At 63.6% G+C, this 18,845-nt stretch carries 12 protein-coding genes; 5 read left to right on the top strand and 7 right to left on the bottom strand.

What is annotated here, in order from left to right:
- Positions 1–160: 160 nt before the first annotated feature.
- Positions 161–1,927 (top strand): right-handed parallel beta-helix repeat-containing protein, encoded by a 1,767-nt coding sequence (locus I6E74_RS14675; protein ID WP_197122458.1) that lies wholly within the window; start codon positions 161–163, stop codon positions 1,925–1,927.
- On the opposite strand, the gene I6E74_RS01670 is transcribed toward I6E74_RS14675, so the two are convergent.
- The 3 genes from I6E74_RS01670 to I6E74_RS01660 form a co-directional block, all read right to left on the bottom strand.
- A complete protein-coding gene (locus I6E74_RS01670) occupies positions 1,924–3,129 on the bottom strand; it encodes a hypothetical protein (RefSeq protein WP_197122456.1) in 1,206 nt (401 codons plus the stop codon). The genes I6E74_RS14675 and I6E74_RS01670 overlap by 4 nt on opposite strands.
- 11 nt (positions 3,130–3,140) lie before the next feature.
- On the bottom strand, positions 3,141–8,471 hold the full coding sequence (locus I6E74_RS01665) for a PKD domain-containing protein (protein WP_197122454.1): 5,331 nt from the start codon (positions 8,469–8,471) through the stop codon (positions 3,141–3,143).
- Positions 8,472–8,608: 137 nt separating this feature from the next.
- Positions 8,609–9,286 carry a hypothetical protein gene (locus I6E74_RS01660; protein WP_197122452.1) on the bottom strand — a complete coding sequence of 226 codons (678 nt, stop codon included), beginning with the start codon at positions 9,284–9,286 and terminating at the stop codon, positions 8,609–8,611.
- Positions 9,287–9,456: 170 nt separating this feature from the next.
- On the opposite strand from I6E74_RS01660, the gene I6E74_RS01655 reads away from it, so the two are divergent.
- The 3 genes from I6E74_RS01655 to I6E74_RS01645 are packed head-to-tail and all read left to right on the top strand — an operon-like array spanning position 9,457 to position 12,670.
- A complete protein-coding gene (locus I6E74_RS01655) occupies positions 9,457–10,647 on the top strand; it encodes a DUF1972 domain-containing protein (RefSeq protein WP_197122450.1) in 1,191 nt (396 codons plus the stop codon).
- A complete protein-coding gene (locus tag I6E74_RS01650) occupies positions 10,644–11,747 on the top strand; it encodes a Gfo/Idh/MocA family protein (protein ID WP_197122448.1) in 1,104 nt (367 codons plus the stop codon). The genes I6E74_RS01655 and I6E74_RS01650 overlap by 4 nt, the downstream gene beginning before the upstream one ends.
- Complete coding sequence (locus I6E74_RS01645; RefSeq protein ID WP_231604448.1) at positions 11,744–12,670, top strand: hypothetical protein; 927 nt, start codon at positions 11,744–11,746, stop codon at positions 12,668–12,670. The genes I6E74_RS01650 and I6E74_RS01645 overlap by 4 nt, the downstream gene beginning before the upstream one ends.
- Before the next feature lie 51 nt (positions 12,671–12,721).
- Here the strand turns inward: I6E74_RS01645 and I6E74_RS01640 are convergent, their stop codons facing one another.
- Complete coding sequence (locus I6E74_RS01640; protein ID WP_197122446.1) at positions 12,722–13,486, bottom strand: CDP-alcohol phosphatidyltransferase family protein; 765 nt, start codon at positions 13,484–13,486, stop codon at positions 12,722–12,724.
- Positions 13,487–13,570: 84 nt separating this feature from the next.
- Here I6E74_RS01640 and I6E74_RS01635 point away from each other — a divergent pair, with 84 nt between their 5' ends.
- Positions 13,571–14,683 carry a glycosyltransferase family 1 protein gene (locus tag I6E74_RS01635; protein WP_197122444.1) on the top strand — a complete coding sequence of 371 codons (1,113 nt, stop codon included), beginning with the start codon at positions 13,571–13,573 and terminating at the stop codon, positions 14,681–14,683.
- 425 nt (positions 14,684–15,108) lie between these two features.
- On the opposite strand, the gene I6E74_RS01630 is transcribed toward I6E74_RS01635, so the two are convergent.
- The 3 genes from I6E74_RS01630 to I6E74_RS01620 all read right to left on the bottom strand — a co-directional run bounded on the left by I6E74_RS01630 (position 15,109) and on the right by I6E74_RS01620 (position 18,845).
- On the bottom strand, positions 15,109–16,572 hold the full coding sequence (locus I6E74_RS01630) for a sugar transferase (RefSeq protein ID WP_307784351.1): 1,464 nt from the start codon (positions 16,570–16,572) through the stop codon (positions 15,109–15,111).
- Positions 16,573–17,108: 536 nt separating this feature from the next.
- Entirely contained in the window at positions 17,109–18,425 is a 1,317-nt protein-coding gene (locus I6E74_RS01625) for an L-fuconate dehydratase (protein ID WP_197122440.1), read from the bottom strand.
- A 96-nt stretch (positions 18,426–18,521) separates the two neighbouring features.
- Positions 18,522–18,845: an L-rhamnose mutarotase gene (locus I6E74_RS01620; RefSeq protein WP_197122439.1), complete on the bottom strand. Its 324-nt coding sequence runs from the start codon at positions 18,843–18,845 to the stop codon at positions 18,522–18,524.

Raw genomic sequence — 18,845 nt, 5'->3', positions numbered from 1 at the left:
CAATCGGGATGGGTAACAATCAGCACAGCATTGTGCCAAACAAGCGTTTGCAGGTTTCCTTACCCTAGTAGCATTCGCGCGATTCTGGGAGAATAGATACCGGATCGATTCCACGGAGCACCACCCGATACCGCGGGGTTTCGAACCGTGAGGAGCGCTAGTGAGCGTTGCGACGGGCACGACAAGTCGGCGTTTTCGACGTCGACAGGTCTTCGGTGCGGTCGCAATCCTTCTTGCTCTCACCATCGCCGCCAGCGCCCTCGTGGTCTCCTCGCTCGGCGGGAGCGCCAGCACAACGGTGCGTCCCGATGTGCCGTTCTTCGCTGGCGTTGGTGCCCCCGAGAACGTTGCGACAGAGGCTGCGGATGCCGGGGCGGCCGAGCTCGGCACCACCGATTATGAGATCCAGACCGGCGCTCTCTTCGTCTCGCCCTCGGGCGACAACGACGCGGACGGCAGCCTCGAGTCACCGCTCCGCACCATCAAGGCGGCGCTGGCGCGGGTTACCGCGGGCGGCATGATCGTGTTGCGCGCCGGCGAGTACCACGAGGCGTTCACGATTGCCGAGGGCACCCCGGTGACGGTGCAGTCGTATCCGGGTGAGGTCGTCTGGCTCGACGGCAGCGAAGTCATCGATGACTGGCAGGCCGACGTGGAGCAGTCTGGCGGGGAACAGCCCGATGGCGAGCTCTGGTCGGTGGCGTGGGGCACCGTCTTCGACTCGAGCCCCACCTACGAACGGGGCGCCCCCGACAACACCGAGCAGTACTGGAACTTCGTGACCGCCAGGCATCCGCTGGCCGCGCATCCGGACCAACTGTGGATGGATGACGCCCCGCTCACGCAGGTCGGCTCGCGAGACGAGGTGACGGCGTCGAGCTTCTTCCACGACGAGAGCACGGGCGTGCTGTACATCGGCGAGAACCCCAGCGGCCACACCGTGAGGGCGAGCACGCTGCAGCGGGCCCTGAGCATCCGAGCAGAAGGGTCAACGATTCGCGGGATTGGCGTGCGTCGCTTTGCACCGTCGGTGCCCGATTTTGGCGCGGTCACGGTTGAGCGCCCCGACGTGACAATCGAGAACGTGGTGATCACCGAGTCGGCCACGACGGGGCTGTTCATCACGGCGGCCAACACGACGATCCGCCAGGTGACGGTTACCGAGAGCGGGATGATCGGGGTGGCAGCCAACTACGCCGACAATCTGCTGGTCGATGGGTTGAAGGCATCCGGCAACAACACCGAGTGGTTCAACCGCGCCCCCGTCGCTGGCGGGTTCAAACTCACGCGCTCGCGCACGGTTGAGATTCGCAACTCCGACTTCTCCGACAACAACGCGACGGCGCTCTGGTTCGATCAGTCCTGCCGCGACCTGACCATCACGGGCAACACCTTCGTGGGCAATGCCGGGCATGGTCTCTTTCTCGAGATCTCGGCCCGCGCACTGGTGGCCGACAATTACCTCGCCGACAACCGCATCTTTGGCATGAAGATCAACGACACGAGCAGCGTCGAGATTCGCGACAACATCGTGGTGGGCAGCCGCAACGCCATCGCCGTGCTGCAAGACGAACGGCTCAAGAGCGACGACAACGAGGCCGGCCACGACGAGCGGTATCGGGATGACCCCGAGATGACGTGGGTCGGCACCGACGTGAGCATCGTCGGCAACACACTCGTCGGCAGCAGTGAAGCTCTCATCTGGATCGAGGACTACTCCCGCACCCGCAGCGCCCGCGACTTCGGCATCACCGTCGACAACAACCTCTACGTGCGCGCGACTGAACTCGAACCGCGCACGCTCATCGCGTGGCCGACCAACGCGATCGGAGTCACGCCGTTCAGCTCGCTCGCTGACTTCGCGCGCGGCACCGGGCAAGAGCAGACCGGGCTCGAGCACCTCGACGGCAGCGTCGTCGAGCGCTAGCCCGCCCGCACGAGCGGCACCAGGATCAGCCACCGAATACCGAGCCCGCCCAGAATGGATGCCGCGGCCAGCGCCGCCGGAACCCACTGCACGTCTCCCCCGGCCAGCAATACCGCGCTCACGAATCCGATGGCGAGAACGGTATCGGCCGCCCGAATTCCAAACACGGCCGCCTGCTTTCCGCCGACCGCCGCGAGCGCACCATACGGAGTCACGGCGGCAATAGACGCGGTGTAGGCGATCCACCCGATCACGGCGAGCAGATCGGGCGCGGTGCCAAAGAGCAGTGCGCCTCCCCACGGCAGCAGCGCGACGAGTAGCGCGCCGACGACCACGGTGAGGCTGACCAGAGTACTGACGGCACGATCCGCTCGCCGTAGTTTCTCGGCCAGTGGCTTGCTGTTGTCACGCGCGAAGGAGACAAAGAGATACGAGCTGAGGCCGCTGACCGCGAGGGTGGCCGGGGCGACGAACACGCGGCCCGCCTCGAGCAGTCCGGTCGCGGCGAGGCTGGCGAGCACGGTGACGAGGGTGCGCACGACGGTGAGCAGGGCGGGGCGGAGGAACTGTTGGCCCGCCCGCCAGCTGCCGTAGCGAAAGACGGTGCCAACGCCCCCACGCACGAAGCCCACGACGAAGCGTTCTTCCCGCGGCAGCAGCACTGCGCCGAGCCCGAGAGCGGCGAGCTGGCCTGCCGCAACCGCGCCGAGAAAGACGAAGAGGCTGAGGGCTCCGGCGAGCGCACTCAACCCGATCACGGCGAGCGCGACCGCGAACGACGCGAAGTCGATCATCATGACGCGCCAGAACCCGAAGCCGGCCATGAGTAGTCGACGCATGAGTTCTTCGAGCGCGAAGAGGGCGACGCCGGCTCCGAACATGACGGCGGTGGCGACATCCATGAGACCGGATGCTCCCGCGATCGCTGCGGAAAGAACCGCGGTCACCGCAGCAATTCCGAGAGCGAATTGCTGCAGCGCCGAGCGCACGGCCGGAGCACGCCGTTCCAGTACGACGAGCGAGTCGCCGACCATCCCACTCGCAAGCCCGGCGACGAGCACCATCACGCCGTACGCGATGGCGAAGGCGCCCAGCCCGTCGAAGCCGAGAGTGCGCGCGACAAGCACCTGAATCGTGAAGCTCGAGAGAGCCTGCATTCCCTGAGAGCCGATTGCTCCCAGGGCCGACCGTCTGCCTGCCACGCTCAGGCTGCCTACTGCACGGGCCGCGCGCTGAAGTTATCGAACCTCACGGTCACGGGGGCGTTGGGTGCCGAACCCGAGAGGTAACTCTCAAATCCGACCGAACCTGCCGCCTGCAGCGCTGCCGTGGAATCGGTAGTCACGAGCTGCCAGGCGGCCGGCTCGGTGTCTCCCTCCTTCCACAACTTGGCCGAAATCGTGGTCGGGCTCGTGCCCTCCACACTGGTCTTCAGGATGAAGGTGTCCCCGGCCGCGTAGGTCATGCCCGGCACGTTCATATTGGCTAGCACCACCGTGGAGCCCGACATGATTTGCAGCCCGACGACGCCGCCGGTTTGTAGACGCACGCGCGCCTGGTAGAACGCCGACCCGACCTGACGACCGATCACGCCGACGACAATGTGCCCAGACTCGGCGACCTTGTCGACCGTGATCTCCACCTGCGCTTCGACCGAGGTTTCGCTCACGCCCTCAAGCAAGGCGCGGCGAGTGGTGCCGGTGCTCGTGTGCACGAAGGCGCCAGCACCGTTACCTACGGTGTAGGTCGAGTTCGTGCTCGACGACCACGCACCTCCCGTATCCGCGCTGCCCCAACCGGCGGCAACCGTGCGCTCGAAGGTGTCCTCCGCGAACGCGGCACCGGGCGGTGCCGTCACGACCACATCGTGACTGACCGTGCCCGTCGCGGCCTCGTCATCCGTCACCGTGAGCACCACGGTGTAGGTGCCCGAGCTCGCGTAGGTGTGCGAAGGCGTGGCGCCGGTGTCGCTCACACCATCTCCGAAGTCCCAGGCGTAGCTGGCGACACTGCCATCGGCATCCGTCGATCCGGTCGCGTCGAACGCCACGGCGAGCTCGGTCGCCGACGAGGTGAACGCGGCGGTGGGAGCCTGATTCGCCGGAGTGGAGCTCACCGTTATCGGGTGAGTTACCGCATCTGTTGCACCCTGGTTGTCCGTCACTGTCACCGTGACTTGATAGGTGCCCGCCGCCGCGTACGTGTGATCGGGGCTCGTTGCCGTGCTCGACTGACCATCTCCGAAGTCCCAGGATCGAGAGGCGATGCTGCCATCGGGGTCGCTAGATGCACTCGAGTCGAAGCTCGCCGTCAATAGGTTCACCGAGCTAGTGAAGGATGCCGTGGGCAACAAGTTCGCGGGAGTCACGGGCTCGTCGGCATGGCCTGCAATCGCCAGGAACGAGTCGTAGCTCACATGCACGGGAGCATTCGTGGCGGATCCAGACAGGTAGCTGTACTGACCGACCGCACCCGCGGTCTGCAGGTTCGCTACCGACGACGTTGCCGTGAGGGTCCAGTCGCTGGGCTCAGGAGTTCCCTGCTTCCAGACCTTGCCGCGAATTGTCGTGGGCGAGGTTCCGAAGGTTTGCGCTTTCACGAGCAGCACGTCGCCGGGGCTGAAAGTGAGGCCCGCAACATCCGTGTACGCAATGTTGGTCGAACTGCCACTCAGCAGCTGGAAGGCGAGGGTGCCGTTGGAGAAGTAGCGCACGCGGGCTTGGTAGAAGCCGTTGCCCACTTCACGCATCGTGATGCCCGTGTAGGCGCCGCCGCCCGTGATCGCCTTGTCGACGGAGATGCTGGCGCTCACCGTCACGTCGTCCGTGGAGACGCTCGGCAACCACGCGTGCCGGGTAGTGCCCGACGAGCTGTGGTTCACGATGCCCGCATCGGTTTCGACCGAGAAGTTGCTGTCGGTGTTTGTTGACCAGTTGCCGCCGACGAGCGCGGTGCCCCAACCAGAGGTCTCCGCGCGAGCGAACTCGTCGCGGGCCAGCACGGTGACGACGGGCGGATCGAGGGCCGTCACGACGTGGCTGATCGTTCCCGTCGCACCCTGGTTATCGGTCACCGTGAGAGTCACGGTGTAGTCGCCGGCGGCAGCGTAGAGATGCGAGGTACTCTCTCCGCTGTCGGATGCTCCATCACCAAAGTCCCACGCAAACGAGCCAATCGTGCCGTCGCTATCGGCCGAACCGCTCGCGTCAAAGCTCACCACGTTGTCGGTGGTTTCGCTCGTGAAGGCGGCAGTCGGCGCCACATTCGGAGCCAACACCGTCACTGTGGCGGAGGCGGTTGCCGAGGCTCCCTTGTTGTCGGTCACCGTGAGGGTGACGTCGTAGGTTCCCGCGGCGGCATAGGTGTGGTCGACCACGGCATCCGTGCTCGATTCACTGTCGCCGAAATCCCATTCGTAGGCGTCGATCGTGCCGTCGGGGTCGCTCGATCCGGTCGCGTCGAAGCTCGCGACAAGGTCGCTCTCCGCGTGCGTGAACTCCGCAAGCGGTGCTTCGTTCGCTGTTCCGATCAAGAAGTGTGAGCTGACTTCGCTCGGGGTCAACACCGTCTGGTACACCGCGAACTCATCGAGATCCCCGTTGAAGTAGTTCGACGATGCCACTCCGACCGTGTTACCGCGGCCCAGGCGCCAGTAGCCCGAGAACGTTTGGGTCGGTGTTGCCGCACTGGATGCCACGACCGCGCCATCCACGAACAGTTGCAGCCCTGCTGATCCCTGGGTCGCTACCGCCTGATGCCACTGGCCGTCGTTGTACGAGGCGGTGCTCGAAACGGTGCTGTTGCCCGTGCCGAACACGAGCGTTCCGTCGTTGCGCATCATCACGTGGTCGCCATAGTTGCTGGCGGTGCCGGTGGCGGAGGATCCGAACTCCACGAGTTTTCCGCCCGTAGCGCTCGTAGTTCTGAACCACACTTCGCTCGAATACGTCGAGGGGTTGGGCAGCGAGGTCGTCGTTGCCGCGAGCGCCTGTGTGAACTGGGTTGCCGAGTCACTCGTGCCCCCAAGAGCACCGGGCACGTTGCGGGTGTAGGTTCCGCTGAGGGCTCCATCGATCCCCTGCAGTCCTGCATCATTCACGACGGCACCGGAGGCTTCACCGAGTCGCCAATACAGCTGCGGGCTCGCGTTGTAGACCGCAGCACCGTAGGCGTCGGTCGGTGCGGGCGGTCCGGAGAGCGACCGGCCCGAGAGCTCGAAGTGGTTCTGAATTTGGGCCGCGGTGAGGGGGTTCGGGTACACGGCCACTTCATCGATGGCACCGTTGAAGTAGTCAGAGCCACTCCAACTGCGGTCTCCACCGATGCGCCAGTAGCCCCAGTAGTTCTGGCCCCACACCACGTCGGGATCTACACCAACACGCACTCCGTCGACGAACATTTCCATTCCATCGGCGCCCATACTGGCGACGACCTGATGCCACTCGTTGTCGTTGTACGACTTCGCACTTTGCACGACGCGAGTGCTGCCGGTGTAGACACCGAAGTTCAGGCGGCCCGAACTGTCCATGTACACATGGCGGTCGTAGTTGCTCGAGTTGCCGGTTTGGCGGTTACCGAAGCCGACGATCTTGCCGCCGGAGTTGGTGCCGGTCTTGAACCAGGCTTCGACTGAGAAGGTGTTGTCGCGCCACACTTGAGTGTTCGATCCGGCGTAGCTGTTCGAGCTTCCCGTGAAGGTTGCAGCAGTGTTGCTGTCGCCGATGATTGCTCCGGATGTTCCGAAGCCCACGTTGTTGGTCGCGGTCGCGTTGTCGCGAGCCACGCTATCCACCACGGTGTTTCCACTCTCGCCGAGGCGCCAGTAGTGGGAGGGTTGGTCCTCCATCACAGCCGTCGCGTAATCGCTCAACTGCCCGGTAGCTCCGGCGGTGAACGACACGGTCGAACCCCAGCCGCTGTTGCCATAGGGGTCGATCGCGCGCAGTCGATAGGTGTAGGTCTGCCCCGGCGTGAGGCCGGTATCCACGTACGTCATGGTCGGCCGGTCGTAGAATCGCGACGCCTGCTCGGTCACGTAAATCGGCGAACCACTCTTGCCATCGCGGATGAGGTGGTACGTCAGGTTTTCGTTGTCACGATCCCAGTCGGCGGTCCAGCTCAGCGCGATTGTGCCGGGCGCGGGAGAGCTCATCGTCGGGGTCAAGTCGGCACCGGTCAGTCGTGGTCCGTCGAGGTTGGGCGCGATCTCGGGCACGGCGAACCGCAGAAGCCCCTGCTGGTTTTGGCCGTTGACGCGAGTGAACTCTCCGCCGAAGACGGTGTACTCACCGTTCGTCGCGACATCCCACGGTCCCTGGTATTGGCCGGTGAAGGTTCCGAGGTTGATCTCGGGGAAGAAGTTCAGGAGCGAGGGGCTCGAGTTGCCCGACCAGTCGTGGTAGCCGTACGGGTCGCGCGAGATGCTGCCCGTGGCGTCTTTCGAGAACGCGATTCCGCGGTTGAACGACCAGGGGTTTGTCTGTGGGAAGGCATCGATATTGCCGCAGTAATGCGAGTGGCCAGCGGCATAGATGGCTCCGTTGGGCGCGGGTGCAACCGAGTAGGTATCCCCGTGGCAATCGTTGACCCAGACGAGTTCGCCATCCGACCAGTTCGACCGGAAGACACCCTCGAGGTTGCCGCCGGAGCCATAGACGTAACCGGAGCCGTAGAAGCTGTCGCCGTCAGACGCGAGCGAGAAAATAGCGGCGTTGAGGCCAGCGTTACGCACCTGGTTGTTGGTGGCGAACGGGGTGATGAGAGCGCCGACGGTCGCGTCGACCATGGCGAGGCCGTAGCCGGGATCGCTCGATCCGTTCACGGTCGTGAAGTCTCCGCCGATCACTACTTTGGACTCATCCGGAGACACAACGATGCCGAAGGCGCGCCCGCCCGCGAGCTCGGGAGCCCACGAGGTGACACTGCCATTCGTCGCGAGAGCTGCCGCGCCGCCGAGGCGAGTGTTGCCACTGACCGAGGTGAACGGTCCCGAGAAGAAGACCTGAGTGTTCGTGGCTACGACCGCATAAACGCGATAGTTCGCGCCAGCATCGAAGCCGCCGTAGATTTCCCCCGTGGCGGTATTGAACGCAACGATGCGACTTTTCGAGACGCCGTTCACCGATGTGAAGTCGCCGACCGCATAGAGCCGGCTTCCGTCGGGAGATGCGGCCAGTGCACGAACTTGCCCGTTAAACGTCGGAGCCCACGGCAGCAGGGCACCAGTCGTGAGATTGTACGCGAGCACGTACGAGCGACTCTGCTCGTTGGTGCCCGCGGGCGAACCATAGGGGCGGGCTGAACTGAAATCGCCAGACGCGTAGACGGTGTTGCCCACGATGACCTGGTCCCAGACCACACCATTGATCTGGGGCGTGGGTAAGGGATCAGTAGACACAGTGGTAGGCACAGGCGGGGCAGCCGCAGTGTCGGCAACAGCTGCGGTGGGCAGCGTTACGGTGAGCAAAGTCGCAATTAATGTCATCGCCGCTGCGGCGGAAACAAGTCTCAGCGGGTTCGGTGGCATCCGGCGGGTTAAGCGCATGATGTGCCTTCTCGGGGGTTTGTGGCTATTCAGGTTCCACTTGGTGGGTCACCATACTCCCCCTCCGCCCCCTTTGGGTGCCCCCCAAAAGGGGGTCACGTTTCGGGGGTCGCCCGCCGAGGTGGGTAGACCGATCGTTACAGCAGGTCCGCAATATCCCCTTGGAAAACAACCGGTTGCACGTCGACGGAGTAGTCAACCAGAAGCGTGACATTGCCGCGCTGATCAGCAGGAACAGTGAAAATATACACACCGTCAATCGCCGAATTCGCCGCGAGGGATGCCGGCAGCGGTGCCCCGCCGGGCTCGCGAAGTTCGGGCGCCGGCGTGCGATCGGCGCCAAAGTAACAACTGATGACCGTGGTGCGCAACGAGACCACTGACGCGGTCGAGTTCGTCATCGTGACCGTGACGCGCAACGACGGACCGGCGACTTCACCGGGGCCGCGAGCGGTGCCATCGACCTCCTCAACCTTCGTGACTTTTGCCACGAGGCCGGCGGTGACATCCGCAGGCTCCTCGATCGGAACGGGTGTGACATCGGGCACGGCTGGCCCGTCGACCGGTGCCGCTGTCGCTGTCGCCGTCGCTGCTGGCGACTCGGTTGACGCCCCAGCGCTCGGCGTCGCCGCGGGCGCAGCGCCGGGAGTCGCGGTCGGCGCAAACTGCCCAAACAGCACCACCCCGAGCACGACAAGGAGCGCAATCACGATGCCGGCCGCAATCACGCGACGGGGGCGAGTGCCTAGCCACGACGGCGTGGCCGCCACAGCTTCAGGCTCTAACTCGGTTCCTGGGTGCTTCGACATAGTCATGGCAGCTCCGTGCCTCGGGAGTGGTCGGTACTGGACGGTACACCCGCGCCTTTCAACACCGTACCCCCCGTTCTGGGGCCACAGAGAGAAACGTGAGCGGCGTACACTTCCAAGCCAGACAGTGGGGAGTCTGGTCGAAGTTCTTGAGTCCGTCAACGGAGGAGGGAAAGTTGAACGGCCCACGCCCCCCTGCCGAGCGCGAACCGATCGTTCGCCTCCTCGGAACTCACGGCATTCCTGCCGCCTACGGTGGCTTTGAAACTGCCGCCGAGAACGTCGCCATTTTTCTGCGTGACCACGGCTGGCGCCCCGTGGTTTACTGCCAAGTTCCGGGTACCGGAGCCATCACTACCGACCTGTGGCATGGCATCGAACGCGTGCTCATTCCTGAGCAACGCGAAGGATGGTTGGGCACCGCACGCTTCGACCTCACCTCAATCCGGCATGCGATTCGACACCGGGATATCTGCCTCACGTTTGGGTACAACACGGCCGTGTTCAACATCCTGCAGCGTCTCAAGCGCATCCCGAATGTCATCAACATGGATGGCATCGAGTGGTCTCGTTCGCGCTGGGGCAAAGGTCGGCAGGCAATTCTGTGGATAAACGAACGGATCGCCTGTTGGGTGGGCAATCGACTCATTGCCGATCATCCGGTCATCGAAACCTATTTGGCCACGCGCGCTCGACGCTCGAAACTCGTCACGATCACGTACGGCGCCCACGCTGTCGAAGCCGCTGACACTCTGCCGGTAACCAGTCGCGGCCTCACGCCCGGGCGCTATCTCACGCTCATCTGTCGGCCCATCCCCGAGAACACGATTCTCGAACTTGTCACCGCATTTTCCCGAGAACGCCGCGATCACCAGTTGGCGATCTTCGGCACCTACGACGACAGCGATCCCTATGCGCGGGCGGTGCGCGAAGCCGCCAGCGACGAGGTGCTGTTCGTCGGCCCGATTTACGAACCCGATGAGGTGTCGTCTTTGAGATTCCATTCCCTTGGCTACCTGCACGGCCATACCGTTGGCGGCACGAACCCCTCGCTCGTCGAGGCAATGGCCGCCGGCAATGCGGTGATCGCTCACGACAATCCCTACAACCGTTGGGTTGCCGGTGACGGTGCACTCTATTTTTCGGGCGTGGATGACGCAGCCGCCCACATCACGACACTGCTCTCGGCGCCCGATCGCCGGGCTTCGCTCGCGGCCGCCAGCCGCGCCAGGCACGCCACCGAATTCACGTGGGAACGCGTCGCGGGGCAGTACGCGGAGCTCCTCGCCGAGCAGCTTCCCGCTGGAACGGCTCCCGTCTCGGCTCCGCGCTCGACCCCGTCGCCGCGACCCGGAGCGAACGCATGATCCGCGTGGGCGTGGTCGGGCTCGGCAAAATGGGGCTCTCACACTTGTCGATGATTCGGGCGCATCCGGACGTCTCGGTGGAGGCGGTTGTCGATTCGGCTGGCTACATCTTGGGGGTGCTGTCGAAGTACACGGGCCTGAAGACCTTCACCGATTTCGAGAAGATGCTCGACAGCGTTGAACTCGATGCGGTGCTCATCGCGACCCCGACCCGGTTTCATGCGGCGATGGTGCGCACGGCTCTCGACCGCGGGCTTCACGTGTTTTGCGAGAAGCCCCTCACGCTCACCGCCGCGGAGTCCGCCGAGCTTGCAGGAGTGGCAGCCGTCCGTGGCCTCGTCACGCAGGTCGGCTATCACAACCGCTTCGTCGGTACCTTCCGTGAGGCGAAGCGACTGTTAAAGGCGGGCGCGATCGGCCGGGTCACTCACCTGCAGGCCGAATCGTATGGCCCGGTCGTGCTCAAGGCGAAAGGAACGACGTGGCGCAGCAAGCGCACCGAGGGCGGCGGTTGTCTCTATGACTATGCCGCGCATCCGCTCGACCTCGCGACGTGGTTTGTCGGCAATGCGACCGGCGTCGGCGGCACGATTCTGGGCAGCGTCTTTTCGGAGAATACCGAAGACGAGGTCTACAGCACGATCTACTTCGCCGACGGTGTGAGCGGGCAGCTCTCGGTGAACTGGTCGGATGAGTCGTACCGCAAGATGACCACCCGGGTGAGCATCTTCGGCACGCAGGGCAAGATCATTGCCGACCGCCAAGAGATTCAGGTCTACCTGCGCAGCACCGCCCCCGAACTCGAGGGCTACGAACCCGGCTGGACGATCAAGTCGACCACCGAGCTCACCGATGAGGTGTGGTTCTACCTCCGCGGAGAGGAGTACAGCGCCCAACTCGATCACTTCGTGCAGCGCATCGGTGACCCCTCGCTGCCCGCCACCAACGACTTCGCGAGTGCTGCCATCACCGACCGCATCATCGAACTGCTGACAGCGGATGCCGCTGCCGGGCCCGCCACGACCACCCTCGTCGGCGAGACCACGGCTTCGACCTCACCCAAAGCCCGCCGCGGAAGCCTTCTAGGGAGACGCTCATGAGCACCACCGCACCGCGCACCGCCGACTCGGGCGGCCCGCTCACCACTCCCGGTTCGTCAAAACTCGACCCGGTGCTGTTTGGCGATAACCAGTTCTTTGGCATCAACCACCGCTCCGAGGAGAAAGCGCGCGAGCAGGCCATGCGCTTTCAGGATCTGGATGCGATCATGGCGGTCATCGACGATGCCTACGCCAGCGGCATCCGCACTCTCATGTGCACCACGCACGACCGCATTGCCGATGTGGTGGAGCGGGTGCGCGCTGACCCCGAGCGCTACGACGGGTTCTCGTTTTTCCCCTGCATGCCCTACGCGCACAAGTACGCCGACGCGGTCACCGAGAACGGAATCTTGGGGGCCCTCAATCGCTTCATGCCCGATGAAGGCATGCTCAACGCAATGATGCGCGGCGGCCGTTCGCTGGCCAAGAAAGACATCGAGGGCATCATCACCCTGCTGGTGGATGCCGAGATGGCTGGCTTCGCTGGCGTGCGCACCCCGGTGGTCTGGTTGCAGAACGTCGTCGTCGATCTGCTGCTGGGGCTCGGCTTTACCGACGCCTTTGCGATCTTCGCGAACCACGTGCGCACGCGCTACGGCGCCGAGCCCGGCTTCATCACGATGAACCTGCCGATGCTGCTCGATCACCTCGATCAGGCCGGCATCGAGAATCCTCTCGTGTGTTCCAACATCAACAAGATCGGCTTCCGGATGTCGGGCGGCGTTGAGGCTTATCAGGATGCGTTGGCCAAGCGGCCGTTCCGTGCTGTCGCGATGTCGGTGTTTGCGTCGGGAGCGATCCCGCCGCGAGAGGCACTGGAGTGGATCTCAGCGCAGCCCGGAATCGAGTCAATCGTGTTTGGGGCATCCAGTCGTTCTCACATCGAGAGCACCGTTGCGCTCGTGCGCGAGTTCGAAAACTAGCTCGCGTCGGCAACGATTCGTGCGGCGAGCGTGGGAGCCTAACCGGCTGTACTAACTCGCGTCGATCGCGCGCAACTGCCGGAACCAGCGCCCAAGCACAGCGAGGAGAATGAGCGCGTTGGCGAGAAACAGCAGGCCATAGAACACCACGAAGGCGTCCATCCAGCCAAAGAGAACAAAGCTGAGGCACAGCACGGCGTAGTCGGTGGGAATCGCGACAATCGTCTGCAGCCAGCCGCCACCACCACTGGGCTTGGCGTAGGCGCGCCCGCGCTCGGCGGAGGCAATGCGGCGCAACTGATCGGTGAGAATCATCGCGAAGAAGAACACCGACGACACCACGATGAAGCCGAGCGGAATCAGCAGGATGGTGTCGGGCCATCCAGTGTCGAAACGGTACAGCGAGATCAGGATGACGCCGTGAAAAATCACGATCTTGAACGCGTCGACCACGTGGTCGAGCCACTCTCCCGCTTTCGTACCGCCGCCGCGCAACCGCGCCAGTTGGCCGTCAGCAGAGTCGAGGGCGTACCCGAGCAATAGCAGGAAGGCCACGAGGATGCCAAGCCACCAGCTCGGCTGCACGGTGGCCACGAGCACAAGCGCGATCGCCGTCATGAGGGCGCTGAGACCCGTGACCTGGTTGGGCGTGCGGCCAGCGAGATAGGCCGCGGCGGCGAGGAGGCGTCCAAGGCGGCGGTTGATCCACCGAGAATACGGCGGAGCACCCCGCCCAGGCTTCTGAGCAGACGCGAGCGAGCGGACAATCGCGCCGAATGTTTCCGGCACTTCTGGGCGTTCCCCTGTGGCGGTCATGTTTCACCATAGCCCTAGGCTCGGGGCTGGGTCGAGAGCTGTCCCCCGGCGGGCAGCGAAACCGCCGGGGCTAGCATGGGGGTCATGCGCGTTCTCTTTGACGGGTTCTGGTGGGTTCGAGGTCCGGCCTCGAACCGCCAAGTGCTGCGCGAGTTCGTGTGCGCCTGGCTGCGCGAATTCCCCGATGACGAAGTCACGGTGGCGGTGCCCCGAGCATCCATCGATACTGCGCGTTCAGAGCTGCCCGCGAGCGCGGACTTGGTCGGCACCCGCCTCCGACCTCAAGGCGTCAGTGCGATCGCCGAACTGCCCTTCATCGCGAAACGGCTGCACGCGGATGTCACCATCACCCACAATTTCACACCAGCGTTCGGGCGCTCAGCAGTCTTCATCCACGACTACATGTTTCTCACGTCGCCCGAGTGGTTCACGCTCAAGGAACGTGCGTACTTTGCGTTAATGCCCTTGAGTTCTCGGCGGGCGACGTGGCTCTTCACATCGTCGGCAACGGAGGCCGCGCGCATCAGCCGGCTGAGCCAGGGTCGCGCCGTCACGCCGATTGGGCTGGCCGTGGGGCGCGGGCTCACGGAGTCCGCTCCACGAAAGCCGCCGGGGCTCGACGATCGAGCAGGCGATTTTCTGCTCTGCGTTGGCCGGCTCAATGCCCGCAAGAATTTGGCGAACACCATCGAGGCAGCCCTCGCGTCGGGCCGCGCCACCGAGCGCACGCCGCTCGTGATCGTTGGCGAGCCACAAGGGCGCAGTGCTGAGCTGCCGGCTGCGGTAAACGCTGCCGTGGAGAGTGGCGTCATCCGATTTCTCGGCTTCATCGACGACGACGAATTGGCATGGCTCTACGCCCACACGGCACTACTGCTCTTTCTCACTCGTGACGAAGGCTTCGGGCTTCCCGTCATCGAGGCACTCTCGTTCGGCGCACCGGTTGTCGTAAGCGACATCGTTGTCTTTCACGAGCTAGCCGGGGCGCAGGCGACCTTCGCCGACCCTGATGATGTGGCGGCTATCGCTGCGGCAATCCGTTCGGCGCCCGCGCGCGAGCATCCGTCCACGAACGGCGTGACGCTAGCTTCGGATGCCCCTCTGCAGTCAGCAGAAAGCACGCGTTATTCTTGGGCTGCCAGCGTTCGCGCCCTCCGCGCGCGCATTGTCGACGACCCACATCGTGCCTCACGCTAATCGCTCCATTTCGAACGGAGCTACTCCTCTTAACAGGGGCACCAGCCCACGGCCTTCCCGACGAGGTTCCATTCCTCTTAATAGGGCAGCCTTTCTGAGTCATGATCGGGCGCCCGCCGCTGACTGCGCAGTCCGCTTCGCGTGAGCTGGTGGACTTGCCGTGTGGTGGTAATGAGTGAGTGTCGGAGGGCGCCGAGGCCTCCCGAGCGTGCCATCGGTTCCGTACACGACAGCTCCTCTCATGTCGGCCTGCACGGGTACACGAAAATCCCACTTCTCGTGGCGCATATCAGCGACGGGTTTTGCCCTCACCGATCTCCCGATGACAGCAGTGAGGGCGTCTGGGGAGAGACATGCTGGTTGGGGCGAATGGTGGTGCGCGCCACAGCGTTCAGCGGCTCTGACTTCAGTGAGCGCGCACACGATTAGTAGGCTCCGACCGGGTTGACGAGCACTTTGAAGGTTCGCCACATGATGACAAGGTCACCGACGACCGACCAGTTTTCGACGTAGTAAAGGTCGAGGCGCATGCTGTCTTCCCAGTTCAGGTCGGAGCGGCCGTTGATCTGCCACATGCCGGTCAGCCCTGGCTTGATGTAGAGGCGACGATTGACCTTCCCTTTGTAAGCGCGCACTTCGCTAGGCAGGGGCGGTCGGGGACCTACGAGGCTCATGTCGCCCTTGAGGACGTTCCAGATCTGAGGCAGTTCGTCGAGAGAGTATTTGCGGATGAAGCGTCCGACTCTGGTCACTCGGGGGTCGTTCTTCAGCTTAAAGAGCACACCGGAGCCTTCGTTTTCCGTTTGCAGTTCAGCCAACTTGTCGTCGGCATCCGAGACCATAGAACGGAACTTGAACATGCGGAACGTTTCGAGGTCTCGGCCCACGCGCACTTGGCTGTAGAACGCACCACCGGGGCTTTCAGCACGGATGATGAGCGCCAGGAGCAAGAACAGCGGCGCCAGCACCAGAAGGGCAATGCTGGAGACCACAATGTCGAGCCCCCGCTTCACGACATGCTTGCCGCCCTCGAACTGCGGAATCTCAACGTGAATGAGCGGCAGCCCCTCCACTGGCCGAAAGTGGATGCGGGGTCCAGCCACATTGGCAAGGCATGACGCCAAAATCAGCTCAGCAGCGGTGCCCTCTAGCCTCCAGGCGAGGTTGCGGATGAAGTCATTGCCAAAGCCGTGATCGCCAGCGACGATGACCGCATCAGCCCCGAGATCCGCTGCGGCCTCCACCACCTCTTCGGGCGTAAAGCTATAGGGGTGCGGAGTACCTGCGGTTGTGGGGGCGTTGACTTCGGGGTCGGTGAGCACGCCGACGAGCTTAAAGGCGGTGCTTAGGTTTCCCTTGATCCGGGACACCACGTAGTCGATCTCCGAACGAGTGCCGACAACGACAACGCGGGAGAGCGCATGCCCGTAACGGCGTTGCGTCGTAAGCCACCGACGCCACGACCACCTACTGACGAGAAGGCCAACGACGCCCAACGCCATCGTGACCACAGTTGCTTTTCCGGGAAAGCCAACCTCGACGATGAGCACTGTGACAGAGAGCAACCCAAAGGCAGTCATGCACGCGGTGATGACACGCTTGTATTCGTTGGGCCCGGAACCAATGATGCGCCAGTCCCGGGTATGGAAGGCTTCGAGCACCAGAATCCACACGAGCGCGATAGCGCCCAAACCCAGCCACACAATTAGCGGCAACTCTGACATGACGCCGGGGGTGCTATCGACGGCCGCCCGCATGAAGACCGCTGCGACCATCGTGACGACGATAATGGCGGCATCCGAAATGAGCAGTCGTGTTTGGTAGGCACGGGCCCAGACCACCCCGGAGTCGGGGTGGGGAGTGCTGGGAGCGTGGGGCTCAAATTCCACACCATCGACTAATCGAAGGTGTGCTCGTTCTCTATCGTTGGGCTCTGATCCAGGAAGTTTTCGGAGCTGACTCATCGGTCAACTTCCGCACTGGCACGACTGAACATGCGGGCGTTGCACAGGCGTGTGGTGCAGCTGCTGGGCGGAGTACAGGGGAGATTTGGTTATGGCTTGCATCGGGATCACGACATTTCGGGTGTCGACATTGGGGACGCTAATAGGAGCGCTGCGGGGGCGCGCTCGGAGGTGGCGCACTGATCGGCACGCACTGCGGGGCGGGTTGGTTAAACTGCTCTGGTACCACTGACCCCCTAAAGGGGGTAGTGGAGAACATACTCCCCTCACACTGTGAACCGTACCCCCATTTTGGGGGTCACGCGGCGTGGCGGGTTGACGAAAGCCCGGGTTGATTGCCCCTAAACCCCACGGTATTACTGGGATGCGAGGCTCAATAAGCGAGCATTAATCGCCATGATGCGGCGAGTGCAACTCACCCAACTGGTCTACCGCGAAGCGCCCCAAAGACTCCGAGAACCCTACGACACGACAGACGCAGCGACACCCGCCCAGTAGCTGCCGCCGGGGAACGAGAACTCGGCGACCGACGACTCGTGCATCTGCGCCGAGTAGCCCGGTGCCATCGGCACCCGGTAGGCGCCGTTTTCGACGATGCAGGGGTCAACGAAGTGCTCGTGCAGGTGGTCGACGAACTCGGTCACCCGGTTCTCGAGCGTGCCCGACACAGCAACATAGTCAAAGATCGAGAGGTGCTGCACGAGCTCGCAGAGGCCAACGCCACCCGCGTGCGGGCAGACCGGAACACCAAACTTCTTGGCCATCAAGTACACGGCAATGATCTCGTTCGGGCCGGCGAGACGGGCCGAGTCCAGCTGGCAGAAGTCGATCGCTTCGGCCTGGAACATCTGCTTGAAGAGCACACGGTTCATGCCGTGCTCGCCGGTGGCGACACCGATCGGGGCAACAGCTTTACGGATCGCAGCGTGGCCGAGCACGTCATCCGGGCTTGTCGGCTCTTCGATCCAGAGCGGATTGAACTCGGCGAGCGCCTTCACCCAGTCGATGGCCTCGTCGACATCCCACACCTGGTTGGCATCGATCATGAGCTTGGCGTCGTCACCGATCACTTCGCGAGCGATGCGGCAGCGGCGGATGTCCTCGTCGAGGTTCGCTCCGACCTTCAGTTTGATGTGGCGGTAGCCAGCATCCACAGCCTCCTGGCAGAGACGACGAAGCTTCTCGTCGGAGTAACCCAACCAACCGGCACTCGTCGTGTAGCAGGGGTAGCCCGACTCGGTGAGCTCGACGATTCGCTGTTCCTTGGTGGGAGCAAGCTCGCGCAGCATCGTGACGGCTTCCTCCTTGGTGAGCGCATCGGTGAGGTACTGAAAGTCGGCAGTGTCAACGAGTTGCTCGGGAGTCATGTCCGCGAGCAAACGCCAGAGCGGCTTGTTCGCCCGACGAGCAGCGAGATCCCAGACGGCATTCATCACGGCGGCCATCGCCAAGTGCTCGACACCCTTTTCTGGCCCGAGCCAGCGCAGTTGCGAGTCGGACTTCAGCTCACGGTAGATGCCGCCAAGGTCGCCGACGATCTCGTCAACATCCCGGCCCACGAGCGGTGCAGCGCGCTGCTCGGCAGCGAGCGCACAGATGTCGTTTCCGCGACCAATGGTGAAGGTGAAGCCGTAGCCCGCGACGCCCTTTTCGTCAGTGCGGAGTACAACATAGGCGGCCGAGTAGTCGCCATCCTTGTTCATGGCGTCTGAGCCGTCGGCGGTGAGCGATGTCGGAAAACGCACGTCGTAGACGTCAACGCTGGTGATAGTAGTCATGCTGAAGAGTTCTCCTTGCTCAGAACCGATAAAGGTGTTGTGCGCTGGTGAGGCGCGTCTGGTGCGCTGCGATGCGCGGGCGGGGTAGTTGGCTAGCTAATCGAGGTGGAAGACCTCAGGCAGCTCTTTCCACCACTCGCCCTCGGCACGGTCATCCAGCGGCCGCTGCAATGGTTCTTGCAATGCCCACCAGCGCTGCGTCTCAGGGTCGGCCGCGATGGCCGCCTGATCGGCTTCGTAGTCGTCCCCCGTGTACTCGAAGTACGAGAACAGCAGGTCGCCGTGACGATAGATCGAATAGTTGTGGATGTTGCTGGCCGACAGCCGCTCGAGAATCGTTGGCCACACCGCGGCGTGGTATCGCTCGTACTCTTCGCGGTTCTCGGGTGGGAGGCCGATGACCTGGGCTACTCGTTTCAT

Source organism: Salinibacterium sp. SWN139 (assembly GCF_015864625.1).
Lineage (GTDB): Bacteria > Actinomycetota > Actinomycetes > Actinomycetales > Microbacteriaceae > Rhodoglobus.
Note: the sequence above shows the minus strand (reverse complement) of the source record. Positions and strands in the feature narration are given on the sequence as shown.